General features: G+C 46.2%; 18 protein-coding genes and 1 pseudogene. 8 read left to right on the plus strand and 11 right to left on the minus strand.

Features of this window, described 5'->3' with window-relative positions:
• The first annotated feature begins 59 nt into the window (after positions 1 to 59).
• A complete protein-coding gene (rarD, locus tag TZ48_RS13170) occupies positions 60 to 917 on the plus strand; it encodes an EamA family transporter RarD (protein WP_239670850.1) in 858 nt (285 codons plus the stop codon).
• An 86-nt stretch (positions 918 to 1,003) separates the two neighbouring features.
• On the opposite strand, the gene TZ48_RS13175 is transcribed toward rarD, so the two are convergent.
• The 4 genes from TZ48_RS13175 to TZ48_RS13190 all read right to left on the minus strand — a co-directional run bounded on the left by TZ48_RS13175 (position 1,004) and on the right by TZ48_RS13190 (position 3,899).
• Complete coding sequence (locus TZ48_RS13175; protein ID WP_112479484.1) at positions 1,004 to 1,312, minus strand: DUF6482 family protein; 309 nt, start codon at positions 1,310 to 1,312, stop codon at positions 1,004 to 1,006.
• A gap of 192 nt (positions 1,313 to 1,504) precedes the next feature.
• Entirely contained in the window at positions 1,505 to 2,653 is a 1,149-nt protein-coding gene (locus tag TZ48_RS13180) for an iron-containing alcohol dehydrogenase (RefSeq protein WP_112479485.1), read from the minus strand.
• A 218-nt stretch (positions 2,654 to 2,871) separates the two neighbouring features.
• A complete protein-coding gene (locus tag TZ48_RS13185) occupies positions 2,872 to 3,210 on the minus strand; it encodes a hypothetical protein (RefSeq protein WP_112479486.1) in 339 nt (112 codons plus the stop codon).
• A 152-nt stretch (positions 3,211 to 3,362) separates the two neighbouring features.
• Entirely contained in the window at positions 3,363 to 3,899 is a 537-nt protein-coding gene (locus TZ48_RS13190) for an NUDIX domain-containing protein (protein ID WP_112479487.1), read from the minus strand.
• Positions 3,900 to 3,994: 95 nt separating this feature from the next.
• Between TZ48_RS13190 and TZ48_RS25125 the strand changes: the two genes are divergently transcribed.
• The 4 genes from TZ48_RS25125 (at position 3,995) to TZ48_RS13200 (ending at position 6,675) form a co-directional block, all read left to right on the plus strand.
• The gene (locus tag TZ48_RS25125) at positions 3,995 to 4,888 is read left to right on the plus strand and encodes a hypothetical protein (protein WP_239670851.1); all 894 of its coding nucleotides are present in this window, start codon (positions 3,995 to 3,997) and stop codon (positions 4,886 to 4,888) included.
• A 50-nt stretch (positions 4,889 to 4,938) separates the two neighbouring features.
• Positions 4,939 to 5,220: a mechanosensitive ion channel domain-containing protein gene (locus tag TZ48_RS26135; protein ID WP_338062272.1), complete on the plus strand. Its 282-nt coding sequence runs from the start codon at positions 4,939 to 4,941 to the stop codon at positions 5,218 to 5,220.
• Positions 5,217 to 5,642, plus strand: a complete 426-nt coding sequence (locus tag TZ48_RS26140; RefSeq protein ID WP_338062273.1) for a mechanosensitive ion channel family protein — start codon at positions 5,217 to 5,219, stop codon at positions 5,640 to 5,642. The genes TZ48_RS26135 and TZ48_RS26140 overlap by 4 nt, the downstream gene beginning before the upstream one ends.
• Before the next feature lie 175 nt (positions 5,643 to 5,817).
• Positions 5,818 to 6,675: an SMP-30/gluconolactonase/LRE family protein gene (locus TZ48_RS13200; RefSeq protein ID WP_112479488.1), complete on the plus strand. Its 858-nt coding sequence runs from the start codon at positions 5,818 to 5,820 to the stop codon at positions 6,673 to 6,675.
• 46 nt (positions 6,676 to 6,721) lie between these two features.
• Here the strand turns inward: TZ48_RS13200 and TZ48_RS13205 are convergent, their stop codons facing one another.
• From TZ48_RS13205 to TZ48_RS13215, 3 genes are all read right to left on the minus strand, one after another.
• Positions 6,722 to 6,967, minus strand: coding sequence for a hypothetical protein (locus tag TZ48_RS13205; protein WP_042494984.1), 246 nt, complete (start codon positions 6,965 to 6,967; stop codon positions 6,722 to 6,724).
• Positions 6,968 to 7,287: 320 nt separating this feature from the next.
• The gene (locus tag TZ48_RS13210; protein ID WP_112479489.1) at positions 7,288 to 8,019 is read right to left on the minus strand and encodes a carbonic anhydrase; all 732 of its coding nucleotides are present in this window, start codon (positions 8,017 to 8,019) and stop codon (positions 7,288 to 7,290) included.
• A gap of 268 nt (positions 8,020 to 8,287) precedes the next feature.
• Positions 8,288 to 8,533: a hypothetical protein gene (locus TZ48_RS13215; protein WP_042494996.1), complete on the minus strand. Its 246-nt coding sequence runs from the start codon at positions 8,531 to 8,533 to the stop codon at positions 8,288 to 8,290.
• Positions 8,534 to 8,616: 83 nt separating this feature from the next.
• Here TZ48_RS13215 and pcp point away from each other — a divergent pair, with 83 nt between their 5' ends.
• Positions 8,617 to 9,255, plus strand: coding sequence for a pyroglutamyl-peptidase I (gene pcp / locus TZ48_RS13220; protein WP_112479490.1), 639 nt, complete (start codon positions 8,617 to 8,619; stop codon positions 9,253 to 9,255).
• A gap of 334 nt (positions 9,256 to 9,589) precedes the next feature.
• On the opposite strand, the gene TZ48_RS13230 is transcribed toward pcp, so the two are convergent.
• Positions 9,590 to 10,087: a GNAT family N-acetyltransferase gene (locus tag TZ48_RS13230; RefSeq protein ID WP_112479492.1), complete on the minus strand. Its 498-nt coding sequence runs from the start codon at positions 10,085 to 10,087 to the stop codon at positions 9,590 to 9,592.
• 117 nt (positions 10,088 to 10,204) lie between these two features.
• A complete protein-coding gene (locus TZ48_RS13235) occupies positions 10,205 to 11,110 on the minus strand; it encodes an endonuclease/exonuclease/phosphatase family protein (protein WP_162674575.1) in 906 nt (301 codons plus the stop codon).
• Positions 11,111 to 11,276: 166 nt separating this feature from the next.
• Here TZ48_RS13235 and TZ48_RS13240 point away from each other — a divergent pair, with 166 nt between their 5' ends.
• The gene (locus TZ48_RS13240) at positions 11,277 to 12,464 is read left to right on the plus strand and encodes an MFS transporter (protein ID WP_112479494.1); all 1,188 of its coding nucleotides are present in this window, start codon (positions 11,277 to 11,279) and stop codon (positions 12,462 to 12,464) included.
• A 99-nt stretch (positions 12,465 to 12,563) separates the two neighbouring features.
• Here the strand turns inward: TZ48_RS13240 and TZ48_RS13245 are convergent.
• Both TZ48_RS13245 and TZ48_RS13250 read right to left on the minus strand, forming a co-directional pair.
• A pseudogene (locus TZ48_RS13245) lies at positions 12,564 to 14,037 on the minus strand (Na+/H+ antiporter NhaC family protein).
• Between the two features lie 16 nt (positions 14,038 to 14,053).
• Positions 14,054 to 15,400, minus strand: a complete 1,347-nt coding sequence (locus TZ48_RS13250) for a glutamine synthetase family protein (RefSeq protein WP_112479495.1) — start codon at positions 15,398 to 15,400, stop codon at positions 14,054 to 14,056.
• A 346-nt stretch (positions 15,401 to 15,746) separates the two neighbouring features.
• Between TZ48_RS13250 and TZ48_RS13255 the strand changes: the two genes are divergently transcribed.
• Entirely contained in the window at positions 15,747 to 16,493 is a 747-nt protein-coding gene (locus TZ48_RS13255) for a gamma-glutamyl-gamma-aminobutyrate hydrolase family protein (RefSeq protein WP_112479496.1), read from the plus strand.
• The last annotated feature ends 7 nt before the right edge of the window (positions 16,494 to 16,500 follow it).

Consider the following 16,500-nt stretch of genomic DNA (forward strand, 5'->3'; position numbering starts at 1 on the left):
TTCCAGAGAATAAAATTGCGATAATGTGCGCACATTTCGTATTAGGGGTGATGGTAACAATGCTGCGCCGATTTCATGATCTTTCTCAGACCTCAAAAGGGGTCGTTGCCTCAATTTTAGCGTCTTGCCTTTTTGGCTTGTTGCCACTTTATGTGCAGTTTCAGCCGGATCTTGGTGCGTTTAAGGTGAGTGGGGGTGAAGGGCACTGGGTAGCTGCACAGCGAGTAACGTGGAGTGCAGGACTCATGATGGTCATTCTTGTTGTTACCGGTCGTATTCGTCAGTTTTGGCAAGCATTCAAGCAAACACGGTTATGGCATCGCTATTTAGTGTCGGCGCTGCTCGTTGCACCCCAATACTGGGTATTTGTTTGGGCGCCTTTGTACGGAGAGACACTGTCTGTTGCACTCGGCTATTTCACTCTGCCTCTGGTGCTGGTTGTCGTGGGTAAATTCGTTTATGGAGATTCATTGTCACGACTGCAATTGCTTGCTTGTTGTTTAGCGGCTGTTGGTGTCGGCTATGCCTATGTGATGGCTGAAGGTCTATCGTGGATTGTACTGCTGATTGCTTTGGGGTACCCGATCTACTTTATCCATCGCAAAACATTGGATGTGTCGAGTGACGTTGGCTTTACCCTCGACAATGTGTTTTTGTTGCCGCTTACATTTTTTGCGATGTTCTATCTATTACCTGTAGAGACGATTCAAGCCATACGTGCAACAAGTTGGTTGTACTACCTTGGTCTCGCGGTTGCCGGCGCAGTACCTATGCTGCTATTTCTGTATGCGTCTCAGTCGCTGCCGATGTCGTTATTCGGCCTGCTAGGCTATGTCGAACCTGTCTTGGTGTTTGCCGTTGGACTACTGCTTGGCGAGCGCGTGGAGGCAGCAGACATGCAACTTACGTACTGGTGATGATGGCACTGTCCGTTCTCGCACTGGATGGTGTGAAAAGAGCGAGAACGCACGGCGCCGTTTAAACAGGTTTAGCGATTTAATCTCTACATAACGGAGTCGAGTCGCCCGAGAGGCACTTCAAGCGTGTTTTGACCGTGCTCAATCGGACTACCCACCATTTCATCGTAAGCGCTGTCTTGTCTTAGAACGACTTCTTTTGCAGAGAGGTTTTGACAAAGGCGGCGCATGTCCACCACGTTGTGCGCGCGAAGCAGCGATCCATTATCGTGGGTGACATAATGCTCCTCACCGTCAAGTTCCACTGAAGCTTGGTAAAGTGACATCTCCAACGAATGAATGACTAATTTGTCAAATTGGGCGTATTGTTCCAGTGTGCTTATCTTGGTATTCATCGCGCGTCTCCATCATTGCCCCGATTGGGTTTGTTTAGAAGGAATCAATGACAAACTTGTACGGCAGGGATTATATAAACGGTTAAATATCGTCCAGTAAAGATTTAAGTATAAGAGAGTTGTTTGGCGAGTTTACAATGTAAAAGTCAGGCAGACTGGTGCTACCTGACTTGGTGTTAGTGAGAGAAGGGATTACATTGCCGCTTCAAAGATTGCTTCAATTTCCGCTTGGCTTGCTTGGCGAGGGTTCGTCATACAGCACACGTCTTCTAATGCACTTTCGGCAAGCTTGGCAATGTCTTCCGCTTTTACACCCAGTTCTTTAAGGGTAGAGGGAATACCTACTTTGCTTGATAGCTCTTCCATAGCCTCAATTGCAAGCTGCGCTGCTTGTTCGGTACTCAAGCCTTGCGTGTCTTTACCCATCGCTTTGGCAATATCGGCAAACTTCGCTGGGTTGGCACTCGCATTGAAACGTTGCACGTGTGGTAGCAACACGGCATTGCACACGCCGTGTGGCAGGTGATACGTGGCGCCAAGCTGGTGTGCCATTGCATGAACATAGCCAAGCAGAGCATTGTTGAATGCCATACCCGCCATAAACTGAGCGTACGCCATTTGCTCACGAGCTTCGATGTTTTCACCGTCAGTAACACAGGTTGGTAGGTGCGCTGTGATCATCTCAATCGCTTTGAGCGCCACCGTATCTGTAATTGGGTTTGCCGCGATTGAAACATAAGCTTCGATCGCGTGAGTCAATGCGTCCATACCGGTTGCTGCAGTGAGTGAGCTTGGCATAGCCAGCATTAGGTTAGGATCGTTCACTGAAATCAGCGGCGTGACTTTTTGATCCACAATCGCCATCTTGATCTGTCTTTCTTCATCGGTGATCACACTGAACATGGTCATTTCAGAGGCTGTACCCGCCGTGGTGTTGATAGACATGAGTGGGAATGGAGCGAGCGTCGCTTTGTTGATGCCTTCGTAGTCTGTAATTTTGCCGCCATTGGTTGCAACAAGCGCAATGCCTTTCGCACAGTCGTGTGGTGAACCACCACCAACCGATAGAATTAAATCACAGCCTTCATCCGTTAGGACTTCGAGACCCGCTTCGACGTTTTGAATAGTAGGGTTGGGTTGGGTTCCATCATAGACAGCAGATGCGATCTGACGATCGTCGAGTTTTTTTGTAATTTGAGCGACAAGGCCAATTTGATTCAAAACAGCATCCGTTACAATAAGTGCTTTTGTGAATCCCTGTTGCTGGATAATATCCAGTGCTTTGTCTAGACACTCTTTTCCTAACAAGTTGGTCGATGGAAGGATAATAGTACTGCTCATTTGAATGCTCCTTGCTATTCGTCATGATGAATATAATGGCGGTAAGCTAACATGAGCATTTAATGAGAAGTATGATGTAAATCAATAGGTAACGTGGCGTTTAATTATTAAACGATATCAACATTAATGTTTTAAAACATAGTGTTAAGTATCTTGTGTGCACTTTAATATTGCTTTCTTAGCTAGTTGATTGCCCTAACTATTGAATTGTTGAATGGTTAATAAGCATTCATTTCACCAAGAGTTATCTTTGACAGCTGAAGGTTTACCCGCAAAGACTCGTTAATGATTAACCTAGGGTCATCAAGGCCGATACCCTGTTCAATCGAGTGATGCGCTTTGTCTGAAAGTGATTTGAGCAATTCAATTGACAAGGAAATGTCGCTTTCTGAGCCTTTAGAACTGCTGAGCGATTGGAGGCTAAACAGTTGTTCGGTGAGTTTGTTGACGGCGGATTCGAGATCGTAGGCTTCTTCACTGAGTCTGAAATTCGGTTTAAGTTGTTCCAATTGCCGTATAGTGGAAATAAGGGTTTCTTGAAGGGTGAGTGAATCCATGCTTTCTCCTTGTGCATAAAGTTTCATTTGTGTATCGATTAATACTGGAGCAGTATGCTGTAAAGTCGAGCTTGTTTTTAAAAACTGAGACATGGATCATTAGTCGGATATCAGCGCTTTGGGTTGCAGCCCTATTTAAAGCGCTCAGTCCTTTAAACCAGCCCTTTCAGCTTTGCCAATCCCCATGCTGCCGTTGTCACTACATCTTGAATCTCTCCCTCAATGAGCATGCGTTCAAACTCAACAACAGTGAATTCACCAGCGATGAGATCTTCTTCTTCACTGTCGTGGTTCGGCTCACCTTGGGTTAACTCGGTTGCAAGATAGATATGACAAGTTTGATTAAGAAAGCCATAGGCGATCAGCTGCTTTCCAACATAGGTCATTGAACCAGCGATGAGACCGGTTTCTTCTTGCAGTTCACCTTTTGCAAGAGATAAATGACTTGCATCTGGACTGGACTCCCATGCACCTTGCGGCAGTTCCCAAAAGGTTTCGCTGACGGCGTATCGATATTGCTGAACCAGATGAATATTGCCGTTGTCGATAGCAATGATCACCGCACAATCGGGTTTATCGACAACACCATAGATACCTTGGTTACCACTTTCACGTTCGATTTTGTCTTCACGAACAGACATCCAAGGGTTTTGATAGACGACGGTTGAATCTAAGGTTTTTATGGTCATAGGTGGTTAAATAGTTGGCAAAACATACGGTCAGCTTACCTCAGTTTTTCAATCTATCCTATGCTAATCAATGAATAACAACGAAAAGGGCTAGCATGATGAAAATAGGGTTGAAACAAGCTGCGGTAGTGATGTTTGCCGTTGTGGCTTGTTGGGTAAAGGCGCAGGACAAATTTCCGCTTGCACCACCTGATACCAGCACCCCAAAGCAAACTTACGAAAGTTATATAGCGGCGGTGACACAGGCGAATAATGAGTTGGGAATCGTTTATCGAGACTTGTCTAATGTAACGGAGTCTCAGCGTTACCTTATCGACTCTTCTTTTGAGCGAGCCTCAATGACGTTTGATTTATCGCAAGTGTCTGCCTCGAGTCAAAATCGTGTGGCAATCGAGTCAGTCATGTTGCTTAAAGAGGTGCTCGACCGTGTACCTCCTTTCGATACAAGCACTATTCCAAACAATACAGACGTTGAGCGTTGGACAGTACCGAGCACGAGTATTGATATCGTTAAGCAGCCTTCAGGCCAGTATCAGTTTTCAAGCGAGACCGTCGAACACTTGCACAGTTTCTATCGCTTGGTGAGTCATCTACCTTCCAACATTCAAGCCTCTCCCGATTACTATGAATACTACTCACTAAGTGCAGGTCGTTTAATACCACCTCCATGGTTTGCAGTCATTGACGCGATGCCAGAACAGATGATGATTGAATTTGGCGATCAAGCTATGTGGCAATGGGTCGCACTGATTCTGCTGGTATTTGTGTTGGCGTGTTATGCCTATTGGGTTTACCAAAAGATTGAACATGTGCTGCTAAAACCTGTTCTCATGGCGCTTGGGTTATTTGTATTTGATTGGACAGCGGATTATCAACTCAACTTGACTGGTACGTTGATGACAACCCTAAACATGATAGGTGAGCTAATGTTTTGGCCACTCATCGCACAAGCTGCTATTTACTGGGGGCGTCGTGTTGTCGCTGGTTAATGGTAGGTCAGCGAATCAATACGGGTCTTAAAAAAAGCCTGGCGCAGATCATGGGTACCTTAGCGGGCAGCTTTTGTGCTGTTTGCGTCATTGGATATGGCCTACATCGCTTGGGCGTGCCGGTTTACGGCATTGTTACCGGGCTCAGCCTAGGCGGGATGGCGATTGCACTGGCGATCCGCCCCACGATGGAGAACCTCATTGGTGGCGTGATCATGTTTATGGATAAGTCTCTGTCGGTAGGGGACTTCTGCTCAGTCGGCAGTGTGTCCGGTGTGGTCGAACAAATTGGGGTGCGTTCTACCGGATTCGTGCCAAAGACCGTACTTTGATCACCATCTCTAATGGTGATGTGGTGAAGATGCAAATCACCAATTTTAGTCGTCGAGATCGCTACCCATTTTTAGTCAAACTTGGACTGCGCTACGAGACACCAATGGAAACCATGGTCGCGGTAACGCGCGATATTCGAGAGTTTTTAGCTCAGCATCCTAGAGTTTTGGCGTCGCCGCTTCGAGTCCATTTCTCTTCGTTTAGTGACTATAGCCTAGACATTGATGTGTTTGCTCATATCGATACTCGCGACAGGGAAGATTTTCTCAATACTCAGCAAGAGCTGCTGATGGAAATTAATCGTGTGATTGAGGAACATGGTGCTGAGTTTGCTTTCCCATCTACGACGACTTATCTTAATCCCGACAGTCTCACGCAAGCGCCAACAACGCTTAAGCTAGCAGGCGATGGGCAAGACTAAAGTAATGAACTTTTTCATCTTGCTTTTAGCAACGTTTTCTGGGGTGAAAACACAAATCAGTGCTAGCACCTAAGCACTGATTTTGTTACAACAGTGGCCATAAATTCCATGCTAGATACTCGCGAATCTGGCTGGGTACCTCACCAATAGCAACAAGTATAAAAAGGACATCAACGTGGCACAGTCTCTACAGTTTGAAAAGTTCGTCGATCTAGAATTTGATTTAGCAGAATGCCCACGCTGGGATTGGCGCACAGAGTCGTGGATGTGGGTCAACATCTGTGAAGGGGAACTTTGGCGCCACAAAAATGGCGTGAGTGAAAAGCGTGAGTTTGGTGACAAGCTAGGCTGTTTTGCACCGCATGGCGAGCAAGGCTTTGTCGTTGCGCTTAAATCCGGGATGTACCACATCCAAGATTGGGATGCAGAGATGACTTCGTTGGCACCACTGGTGTCAGAATTTCCTCGTATGCGCTACAACGACGGCCGCGGTGCGCCAGGCGGACGCTTTATCGCAGGTACTCGCAATGGTGCAAAAGAGGGTGACCAAGGTCAGTTCCATCAGCTACACCTAGATGGCACTATCGAAGCACTGCCTATGTTCGCGTGGACATGTAACGGTCTGGCATTTTCTCCAGATGGCCAATGGCTATATTGGGCAGACACTGGCTCAAGTAAAGTGTTCAAGCACAGCTATGATGCAAGCACAGGTCAATATGGTGAGCAGCAATTGCATTGTGATCTAACGGACTACAACGGCCGCCCAGATGGCGCAAGCGTCGATGTGGATGGTAACTATTGGGTTGCGATGTACGCAGGGCAATCTGTCGTCAAGATTGCTCCAAGCGGTGAGGTACTGGAGGTGATTGATGTTCCTTCAGAAAACCCAACTATGGTTGGCTTTGGCGGCGAAGAAATGCGTGATCTCATTGTGACATCGGCAGAAGGTAGCAACGAGAAAGGCAAACTTTTGATTGCTAAGAATGTAGCGCAAGGCTTGAAAGAAGAGCTCGTTAAGGTGGTGATTCGTTAATCACTGACTTTTTAATAGTGATGAAAGCGGAGCCCACGGCTCCGCTTTAACATGTCATCGAAAGCGTGTAGTGTGACGCGCGATTCATATCGCTTAGCTCGTCTTCAGTAATGTATTTTTTGGCAACCACATTACCCGCCACAACAAGGTGGGAAATATAATCACGACACGACGTGGTTGGCATATTACCCCACATAAAATCGGCTTTGGTCGCATCGGAAAATTCGATATTCAGCACGATGGATTGCTCCTCGCACCTCAAGTCATACACGTTGATCTCGTACTGCTGCATACTACTTCCCCCAAATTTCACTAACCGTTACTCAAAGGCTAACCGTACAAGCGTGTGTAGGGAATGCAGTTGAATAGCATGTTATTTAATTTCTCATCATTGCAACATGTTCTTGGTTTTGTTTAACGGTTAAGTTACATGGTCTTCGTACGGTAAACTTTGAAGCACTTCAAATAGTGAATTTTTGCCAAGAGTCAAAATGTATTTATGGAAGGTTAGTCTCATAAATCATTGGCAAATCGTCCTTTTGTGTGAAGAAATATGAATCAAGATAACAAGGCGTGCTCACTCGGGCAGTGCACAAGTGAGCACGGCGAGAGTTATTCTAAGATAAGACGAGCATTGAGCGCCTGTGTCGGTCTAGCGTTCTCTCCCATGGTGCTAGACAGACGTTTCAGCTGGCTTTTCGGGATGAACTGAGGATCACGTAGTACCAACCAACGCACACCTTCGCTGCATGGAGGAGTCGTTAGTGAGCCGTTGTAGCGATAGTAATCTTTTACGCGCGGCAATAGGTCATCTAGGTTGACCTCTTTTTCCAGCGTGATGGTTTGTGCTTTTGCAGGTAGAGTATGAACAATGCTATCTAGCTGTGCACTTTCTCGCTCTCCTTCTCGATACATCACCGCTACCACCGCAAGTTGCCCTTTTTCGTTAGCATGAACAAAATGTGCTTCCAATGGCGCCGATTTACCGTTGATCGTGTTTTCGGAAGGGGTGTGGAAGTGAAACTGTTTGAGCTCAAAGTCTTGATCGTCGATATGAAGGGTGTTCTTGCCGCTAACGTTGACTTGAATTGTGTGGCCGTTGTTGATGACATTTTTGACTTGCCCTTGATAGTCGAAAGCAAGAGGCTGTTTTTTGGCGCTGGTGAGTGTATTGGTTTCGATGTCAACGGGACTTTGGTTTTGTCCTTTGTCACACGTTGCGCTGACAGCGCCCCAAGTGCTCGGTCCATTGTTGTCGCCATATCCCCAAGCTTCTGCATGAGCAGATATGCTTAGAGGCAGGGTCGTGACTAAGGCGATAGAAAGTGTTGTTAGTGTTTTCATAATTATCCTTTGTTTACTGACGTCGCGGAAAGACCGCATCGCAAAAAAGGATAGATGAGAATAAAGGTGAACAATGCGCTGCACACTTAGATTGCGATTCCGTTCTAATAAACGTGGAATCAACCTCACTTTTCACTTTAATTTCAGTAGTATGGCTCACAGCTTAGTTCAAAGCAGAGCGTAATTAACTGAGCGAAAAGACAATAAAAAACCCAGCCGAGTAATATTAACGGGTGCTGGGTTTCAAAAGCGAGTTAGTACTCAATAATTAGTTGCGACGTGGACCGTTGCGCACCATGTCTTTGCCATTTTCATAGACATCTTGAGAGACCCAGCGACCGAGTAATAGCTCATGTTTGTCACTCAGTACAGCAACAAATGGACGACCGTCAGAGTTAGAGGTCGCCAGTGCAATACCTGCCACGCCTTGTAAACCCAACGCGCCGCTTTCAACTAAGATCAGGAATTGCTCGAGTTGTTCTAATGTTTCAATTACTTCATTGTCAATGTTCATCGTTTTCTATCGCTTGACTGATACCATTGGTGGCGTACTCTACCTAAGTTAAACAGAGAAACCAACAATAGGCATAAAAACCGATGAAAAAAGTACTGGTTACGGGCTTCGAACCTTTTGGAGGTGACGAGGTTAACCCGTCACTAGAAATCATCAAAAGGCTCTCAGGTGTGATGATTGAGGGCGGCGAGATTGTCACTTGCCAAGTACCAGTGACCCGCTATGAGTCGATCGATTGCGTGTTAACTGCGATTGCCGAGCATCAGCCGAATGTGGTGATCAACCTTGGGTTAGGGGCAGGGCGAACCGCCATTACCCCAGAGCGTGTTGCGATCAATGTCGATGATTTTCGGATTGCCGATAACGCGGGTAACCAACCTATTGACGAACCTGTTGTAGAGCACGGTTCTAACGCATTTTTCTCAACCTTGCCCATCAAAGCCATTACTCAAGCATTGAATAAAAACGGGATTGCTTGCGAGGTGTCGAACAGTGCGGGCACATTTGTCTGCAATCACTTGTTCTACGGACTGCAACATCATTTAACGGGGCAGTCGATTGCTCAAGGCTTCATCCATGTTCCTTTAATGAAACAAGTGAATGACCAAACCTCTTCTCCTTCGATGCGGCTTGAGGACATGGTCAGAGGGATTGTGCTTGCTGCAGAGGTCTGTTTGCAGGTTGAACAGGATATTAAGTATGAGTCGGGTCAGATTTGTTAAACCCATCAATCTGATTCGGGTAAAGGAGATGGGTAAGCCGCTCTGAGCCAATAAGCAGTTTCTGTCCACAATGGCTACAGACATAGCACTCCCTTACCCCTAACAGCTTCATAAATAGGCTTCTTTTTTGACGCTGTAGTGTTCCATGCTTGCACATTTCCCTGCTCCAATGTTTATGCTGATGTGATGTTGCTTCCAACTTTATCACTGCATGCAGGTGCAGACTATGTCGTTTAACATCAACAAGTTGATGTGCGATATCTGGTTAATAATCATTTACAAAACGAAGTCGATAGACTTACCAACTTCCTTTATTTGAAGCTGCAAGTCGTGTCTACTGCTGATCTTTAAGCCTTGCCATATAGTAGGTGGAAATATACTCACCATCTCGAAATGCGGAGCACAGAGCTTCCCCTTCGATGTCAAAGCCGTATTTTGAATAAAGGGCAATAGCGGCTTTGTTGTCGGTGTTCACTTCAATATGAAGTCTCAATAAGTTGAGCCAGTTGTCTGCTAAATCCAACACGGTCTCGATAAGTTGACTGCCGATGCCCATCCCGTGGTAGTCATCATGAACGGCGAGACCAAAGGTAGCGCTGTGCATCAGTCTTGGGCGTTGCGACTGCGTTAGCGCGATATTGCCGACAATTTTACCATCCAGTTCTGCGACGTACGAATAGACTCCAACCGGGATGTTGTTGAGTCGCTCTTGCCACATCGCGAGGGTAGAGTGGGGTAAATGCAGTGTTTCTCGCATGGCTTTTGGTTGCAAAAACAGGTCTCGCAAACCTTCAGCATCTTTTGGCTCAGTAGGTCGAATAAATACGTTCATCGACGGCTCCGCTATGGTCTCTATTTGTAGGGTTGGGTATCGAGGTTGTTGGATACTCACGTATATAACTAATTGAATTATCGAATTGTAGCAAGCAATTTTTCGATGCTGGGTAGGTTAGTGTCGCGATTCGAAAGTAATGGACACTAAGGCATGATCTGAGCCCACATCATCGACACCAAACGTCGGGTTAACAATGTGCTTATCGGTAAGCTGATACTCAATAAGTTCGTACATCGAATGTTCGTATTCAGGGACAAATTCACTAGAGACCAATATGTGGTCAATGCGCTGCCCAGATTCACCATAGTAGTGGCTGCGAGGTGGCTTGATAGCATCTTGAGCTCGAACGGGGATACCCTGGGGGATTAGCTTCCAGCTGTCGTGGAAGTGATAGGGAGCGATGGCAGCGCGGGAGTCACGTCTGCGGTGGCGCTGCTGCGCGCGAAAGGGAGCAAACTCATCCGCAGTAAGCACATTGTTAAAGTCACCAAGTAAGATAAACGGGCGTTTTGCCTCGCGCTTATGGCCGACGATTTGAGCATGCAGCGATAGAGCTTCTTGCTGACGAAGCTGACTTGATAGCGTAGAGCCAGCCAGTTCATTTAGCCACTCTGTGACGTTGTCACCTGAATCTTCGCCGTCTATGGTCGCTCGCTTAGACTTTAAGTGGACGTTGAAAAGATCAAAGTCGCCAAGTCCTTTAATCGATAGCGAGACATGCAGCGGCGGTCGACTGAATTCGCCTTTAAATGGTTCACATAGCGCCAGGTTGGCCTGCTTAGTTATGGGAAAACGCGAGGCAACCGCCAATGAAGGCTTGGAATAGATGTAATCGGCTTCAATTGCAGGGAGTTGGTTATACTCAAAGAATCCGTAGCCAAGCTCTTTGGTGAGAGCACGCAGCGCTTCTATGGAAAACACTTCTTGAAAAGCAATGATGTCACTGTTGAGTTCACGTAATGTGCTCTTCAACCAATGGGTTTTCTGTTGCCACTGCTTTTCGGAGTAAATGTTTTCCATTTCATAGAAAGCGAAGGGCGGCTTGACAAAATTACATAAGTTGCAGGTGGTGACTTTCAATGTATTTATTTGTGTCAAAGTATTAGACTCCATTACAGCTTATACCTGTCACAGTGTTTCAGGCCGTCAGTGAGCATATATGAATAACGCTTTCAAAGGAATTACCATGTCTCAAGCGAAAACCGAACCTGCTTGGCGAACGCCGCAGAACTTTCTCATTATTATATCCATTATAGTGCCCATCGCTTTTTCCAGTTGGATGGCACTGCTTAATAACTTTGTTATTGAGAAAGCAAACTTTGACGGCTCAGATATTGGCCTTTTGCAGAGCGTACGTGAAATTCCTGGGTTTTTAGCCTTTACGACGGTCTTTGTTCTACTGTTCATCCGTGAGCAGAAATTCATGATCATATCGCTGCTGCTACTCACTACGGGTACCGCGATAACGGGCTTGTTCCCATCGGTGGCAGGTTTACTTATCACGACACTTATCATGTCTACTGGCTTTCACTACTTTGAGACTCTTAAACAATCGCTTTCCTTGCAATGGCTTAGTAAGGAGGAGGCGCCAGAGGTGCTCGGTAAATTGATCTCCGTGGGTGCATTGGCCTCGCTTTTGACCTACGCAGGTCTTTGGGTGATGGTTGAAGTTTTCAAGCTCGACTACGTATGGGTTTACGGTATTTCTGGCGGCGTTGGTTTTGTTTTGGTGCTGTTTATTGCTTTTGCATTCCCTCAATTTAAAACAGATACCCCTCAAACCAAGAAGCTTGTACTCAAGAAGCGTTATTGGCTGTACTACGCCCTGACATTTATGAGTGGCGCGCGACGTCAGATCTTCACAGTATTCGCTGGCTTTTTGATGGTCGAGAAGTTTGGTTACAGCGTGTCTGATATCACCTTACTGTTCTTGATTAACTACCTGTTTAACTTTTTATTCGCGAAAAAGATTGGTCGATTTATTGGCATCGTTGGTGAACGTAAGGCGCTGATGGTGGAGTACGTTGGACTGATTTTCGTGTTTGTCGGTTATGGCTTAGTACAAACCGCTGAATGGGCGGCGGCGCTGTATGTGATTGATCACCTGTTCTTTGCGTTAGCGCTGGCGATCAAAACTTACTTCCAAAAGATTGCTGATCCGGCTGATATGGCCTCGACTGCTGGGGTGTCGTTCACGATTAACCATATTGCTGCGGTTGTGATTCCGGTGTCGTTTGGGTTTATTTGGCTAATTTCACCGTCGAGTGTGTTTTACATTGGTGCTGCAATGGCGGCGGTGTCGTTGGTGTTGTCGTTGAATATTCCTAAGAAGCCGGAACAGGGGAATGAGGTTCGGGTTTTGAAGTGGGGTTGATGACTTAGCAAATGGGTTTTGAAAGCAATGTGTAGCAAAAAAAGGGATGCCTGCTGAGTGGCATCCCTTTTGGTTTCTTAATTGCGTAGCGAAGCGATGCTAAGCCACGACAAGGAAGAATAAGGTAGTGGCGACGATACCAATCAGTGCATAAGGGAACTGAGTCTTAGCATGTTGCATTGCTGTACAGCCTGAGCCTTGTGCAGAGAGGACGGTCGAGTCACTGAAGAAACATGAGTGGCTACCTGCTGCAGACGCTGACAGCATCGCTGCGATTGTAAGATGAAGCGGCACGCCTAATTGCTCGGCGAGCGGCAGAATAATCGGCATAGCGACCGCAAATGTGCCCCAAGAAGATGAAGAGGCAAATACTAGACCACCAGTGATGATGAAAATCAGCGCAGGGAAATATTGTGCAGAAAGGTAAGGTGCGACAGATTCTATTACAAACTCAGTCAGTCCAAGCGAGTCGTTGACACTTTTTAGCATGAAGCCGCCAACCACCGTCGCAAGCGGAATGAGCATGACTTTGACACCATCAAATACCGAATCAAACAGTTCATTCATTGATACCAATCTTTGGAACCCATACAGGCAGAGCGTAAAGATGATAGCGACGACCACACCTGCCAGTAGATCAATGCCGTAGAACCATGTTGCGCCGACAAGAACGATCATTGGCGTTAAGAAGTTAATCAACCCATAGTGGGTGATGTCGTTTGTGGTGCTTCACCGGAGAAATCGATGTCTTGTGCACCATCAGGCTTTACTTGACCTTGTTGTGCACGCTCTTCGGCTTGTTTCATGGCACCAAGGTTTGGCAACTTGTCCAAAGAAACGAGAACCACGATTGCCAGTGTTACCCAACCATAAGCCATGTATGGAATCGCCGAAATGTAAGCTTCGATACCCGAGCCTTCGGATGCAGCGCCATTGGCTCTAGCAAAGAACTAAAGAAGATAGCCCAAGTAGAAATTGGCACCAGAATACAGATTGGTGCGGCGGTCGAATCGACTAAGTAAGCGAGCTTTTCACGAGATATTTTGTAGCCATCAGTCACCTTCTTCATTGATGATGAAATAGCGATAGCATTCAGGTAATCATCGATAAAGATAATAAGGCCGAGCACGAACGTCATGAGCATTGACTGTTTACGGCTTTTTACTCGGCTTACCAACATGTTACTGAAGCTAAGAATACTGCCACCCTTTTCAAGTACAGCGATTAATCCGCCCATCAATGCACAAACCAAGATGATCCAAGCGATGGTGCCATCCATCATCACATCCATAGATATGCCAATGAATTTTTCAACCACTTGAGTCGGGTCAAGAAGCAATACGCCGGCGATGGTACCAGCGACGAGCGCTTCAACGGTTCGGTGTGTAGTCAGAGCGAATATTAATACGAGTGCGGTGGGTAGCAGGCTGAGCCATCCATAGGCCTCACCTTCTGCGTGGTTTAAGCCCAGAGCCGTAAACCCTATCAGCACGCTAGCAACAAGCGCAGTCACAAATAGGTGCTTGCTACCCGATTTACTAGGTGGGGTGAGTACACCTGATTTCGTTGTCATAATTTCCTTCCTTTGGCTATGCGGAGTGAAGCATCCAGTCGATTTCAAGCGGAGTAATGATGCGCTCAAATTCGGCCAGCTCACTGCGTTTACAAGCGAGATACATATCAATAAATTCCCCAGATAAATACTTGCTTAACTCGCTCTTTTCGAGCTGAGTCAAAGCGTCAGACATGCGAGTTGGCAGGTCTAAGGCATTGTCACTTAGGGCTGGTGGGCACTGTTCTTGGGTATAGTTATCACTCGCTAATACTGCGGAAAGTACTACTGCAGCGAGAATGTAAGGGTTCACATCCGCACCAGCGATGCGGTGTTCAATACGACGGTTTTTGCCATCGCTAATCGGTACGCGAAGTGCCACACCTCGGTGGTTCTTCCCCCAATCTGCACGTGTTGGTACATAAGCTCCAGGTACAAATCGACGGTAAGAGTTCACGTTCGGGCAAAGTAGCGCCATCGCGTCCGGAATTTGGGATAACATCGCCGCCATTGTCTGGAAGAACATTGGACTCGCTGAGTCATCCTCATTATTAGTAAATAGGTTATCGCCTTGTTCGTTGATGAGGCTGATGTGCATGTGTTGACCGTTTCCTGCTTCTTCAAGGAACGGCTTCGCCATAAAGGTGGCGTCAAAACCATGCTTGTGAGCGATTTGTTTGATTAGGCGTTTTGAGAAGACGATTTCATCGCAAACACGCAGTACGTCTTTAGAGTGGTTGAAGTTGATTTCGAACTGACCTGGTGCAGACTCGGCTAGCGCGCCTGCTGTGTTTAAACCTTGCTCGGCGGCAGCGGCATTGAGTTCTGATAAGAAGTCGGCATAGTCATCAAGGCCATCGACGTCATAAACTTCGGTGTCACGTTCTCTTTTATTCTTCGTTGGGTTGATGGCGGTTTGCAGCTCCCCATTCTCGCCGCGCACTTTATCGATAAGATAGAATTCAAGCTCAAGCGCCACGACAGGGAATTGATTTCGGGCGTGTAGAGTTTCCACCATACGTTCAACAATGTTGCGGATAAATAGACGATGTGGCGTTTTGCCGTCATCTTCCATCATAGAGAGCAATACCTGACCCGTCCCTTCTTTCGCTGTCGGTAACAGTGTTCCGGAGACAGGGAAACACAAGTTATCAGGTTCACCGAGATCTTCACCCAATCCAGCCGATTCAACAACAGCGCCTTTGGTATCCAGAGTAATAGTAGAGAGGGGGAGGGCGACACCTTTTGCGAGCTTTTCGAGGGCGTCTACTGGGATGCGTTTGCCGCGAGGCGTGGCGTTGAGATCAGTAAATATGACGTCTACATAATGAATCTCTGGCCAGTTTTGTCGAAAATTTTTAACTTCCTGTAAATAGGTATCCATCTTTACTACTCCTAGTGACCCTGTTTCGTTGACGTGAAAGTTAAGGTGTTTAACAAATTGAACACAAAAACCTTGCTTGAATTAGGGGTTTTGGCTGAATTATCACTTTATATCATTGTTTTTATTGTCTTTTGTTTAATTTGGTGATTGTTTATACCGCGTTAAACGTTAACTAATTTGTAACAGTTGATCGCCTTTTGCTCAATATATCGAGCTAAATTAGTGCTTTTTTTGAACAAATTAGAGATCAAGGTCACGATTTGGCATCTATTTTTAACGATGCTGTTGATAATTTTGTACATGAGTTGTACGGTTTTTGTTAAATAAATTGAACGTGAGTGTGACAATGTCTGAGATAAGAAAACCAATAATAGGACTCGTAAGCTGTAAGAAAGAGCTCGCTGGCTATCAAATACAGGCATTGAATGAGTTCTACCTCCAGGCGGTGAAAGATTTTGGCGGTACGCCCATCATTCTGCCATCGGTAATAGAAGCGGATGAGTTGGATCGAGTATTGGCTGTCTGTGACGGACTATTGTTTCCAGGAAGCCACTCTAACGTAGCGCCACATCGCTATAACGGCAGTCACGAAGAGAAAAAGAAAGATGAAGCGCGTGATGAGCTATCTATTCAGCTGATTCGCCGTGCGATAGACATGAACATTCCATGTCTGGGTATTTGTCGCGGCTTTCAAGAAATGAACGTGGCATTGGGTGGTAGCTTAGATCCGGCGGTACACGAGTCAGGTTATCAAGATCACCGTGAAAATGAGTCGAAAGACTTTACAGAGAAATACGCGCCAGCCCACCCGGTGTTTGTTGAAGGTGACGGTGTGTTTAAGGAGTGGCTGGTGAATGCCAAATGGGAAGATACCAGCAAGTTTGATGTTAATACCCTTCATAACCAAGGGGTTAAACAACTCGGTTCAGTACTAAAAGTGGAAGCAAAAGCTCCGGATGGTCTTATAGAAGCGTTTAGCTTACCGGGGCAAAAATACTTTGTTGGCGTGCAGTGGCACCCAGAATGGGAAGCAAAACACAATCATTTCTCACAAATTTTGTTTAAAGAATTTATTATGTCAGCTTCCCAATGATTTAGAG

Origin of the sequence: Vibrio variabilis (assembly GCF_003263785.1) — a bacterium.
GTDB lineage: Bacteria > Pseudomonadota > Gammaproteobacteria > Enterobacterales > Vibrionaceae > Vibrio > Vibrio variabilis.

What these genes read in the sequence shown, in the direction of transcription:
- rarD (WP_239670850.1), top strand. Translation starts at nt 60, where the DNA reads ATGCTGCGCCGATTTCATGATCTTTCTCAGACCTCAAAAGGGGTCGTT.
- TZ48_RS13175 (WP_112479484.1), bottom strand. Translation starts at nt 1,312, where the DNA reads ATGAATACCAAGATAAGCACACTGGAACAATACGCCCAATTTGACAAA.
- TZ48_RS13180 (WP_112479485.1), bottom strand. Translation starts at nt 2,653, where the DNA reads ATGAGCAGTACTATTATCCTTCCATCGACCAACTTGTTAGGAAAAGAG.
- TZ48_RS13185 (WP_112479486.1), bottom strand. Translation starts at nt 3,210, where the DNA reads ATGGATTCACTCACCCTTCAAGAAACCCTTATTTCCACTATACGGCAA.
- TZ48_RS13190 (WP_112479487.1), bottom strand. Translation starts at nt 3,899, where the DNA reads ATGACCATAAAAACCTTAGATTCAACCGTCGTCTATCAAAACCCTTGG.
- TZ48_RS25125 (WP_239670851.1), top strand. Translation starts at nt 3,995, where the DNA reads ATGATGAAAATAGGGTTGAAACAAGCTGCGGTAGTGATGTTTGCCGTT.
- TZ48_RS26135 (WP_338062272.1), top strand. Translation starts at nt 4,939, where the DNA reads ATGGGTACCTTAGCGGGCAGCTTTTGTGCTGTTTGCGTCATTGGATAT.
- TZ48_RS13205 (WP_042494984.1), bottom strand. Translation starts at nt 6,967, where the DNA reads ATGCAGCAGTACGAGATCAACGTGTATGACTTGAGGTGCGAGGAGCAA.
- TZ48_RS13210 (WP_112479489.1), bottom strand. Translation starts at nt 8,019, where the DNA reads ATGAAAACACTAACAACACTTTCTATCGCCTTAGTCACGACCCTGCCT.
- TZ48_RS13215 (WP_042494996.1), bottom strand. Translation starts at nt 8,533, where the DNA reads ATGAACATTGACAATGAAGTAATTGAAACATTAGAACAACTCGAGCAA.
- pcp (WP_112479490.1), top strand. Translation starts at nt 8,617, where the DNA reads ATGAAAAAAGTACTGGTTACGGGCTTCGAACCTTTTGGAGGTGACGAG.
- TZ48_RS13230 (WP_112479492.1), bottom strand. Translation starts at nt 10,087, where the DNA reads ATGAACGTATTTATTCGACCTACTGAGCCAAAAGATGCTGAAGGTTTG.
- TZ48_RS13235 (WP_162674575.1), bottom strand. Translation starts at nt 11,110, where the DNA reads ATGGAAAACATTTACTCCGAAAAGCAGTGGCAACAGAAAACCCATTGG.
- TZ48_RS13240 (WP_112479494.1), top strand. Translation starts at nt 11,277, where the DNA reads ATGTCTCAAGCGAAAACCGAACCTGCTTGGCGAACGCCGCAGAACTTT.
- TZ48_RS13250 (WP_112479495.1), bottom strand. Translation starts at nt 15,400, where the DNA reads ATGGATACCTATTTACAGGAAGTTAAAAATTTTCGACAAAACTGGCCA.
- TZ48_RS13255 (WP_112479496.1), top strand. Translation starts at nt 15,747, where the DNA reads ATGTCTGAGATAAGAAAACCAATAATAGGACTCGTAAGCTGTAAGAAA.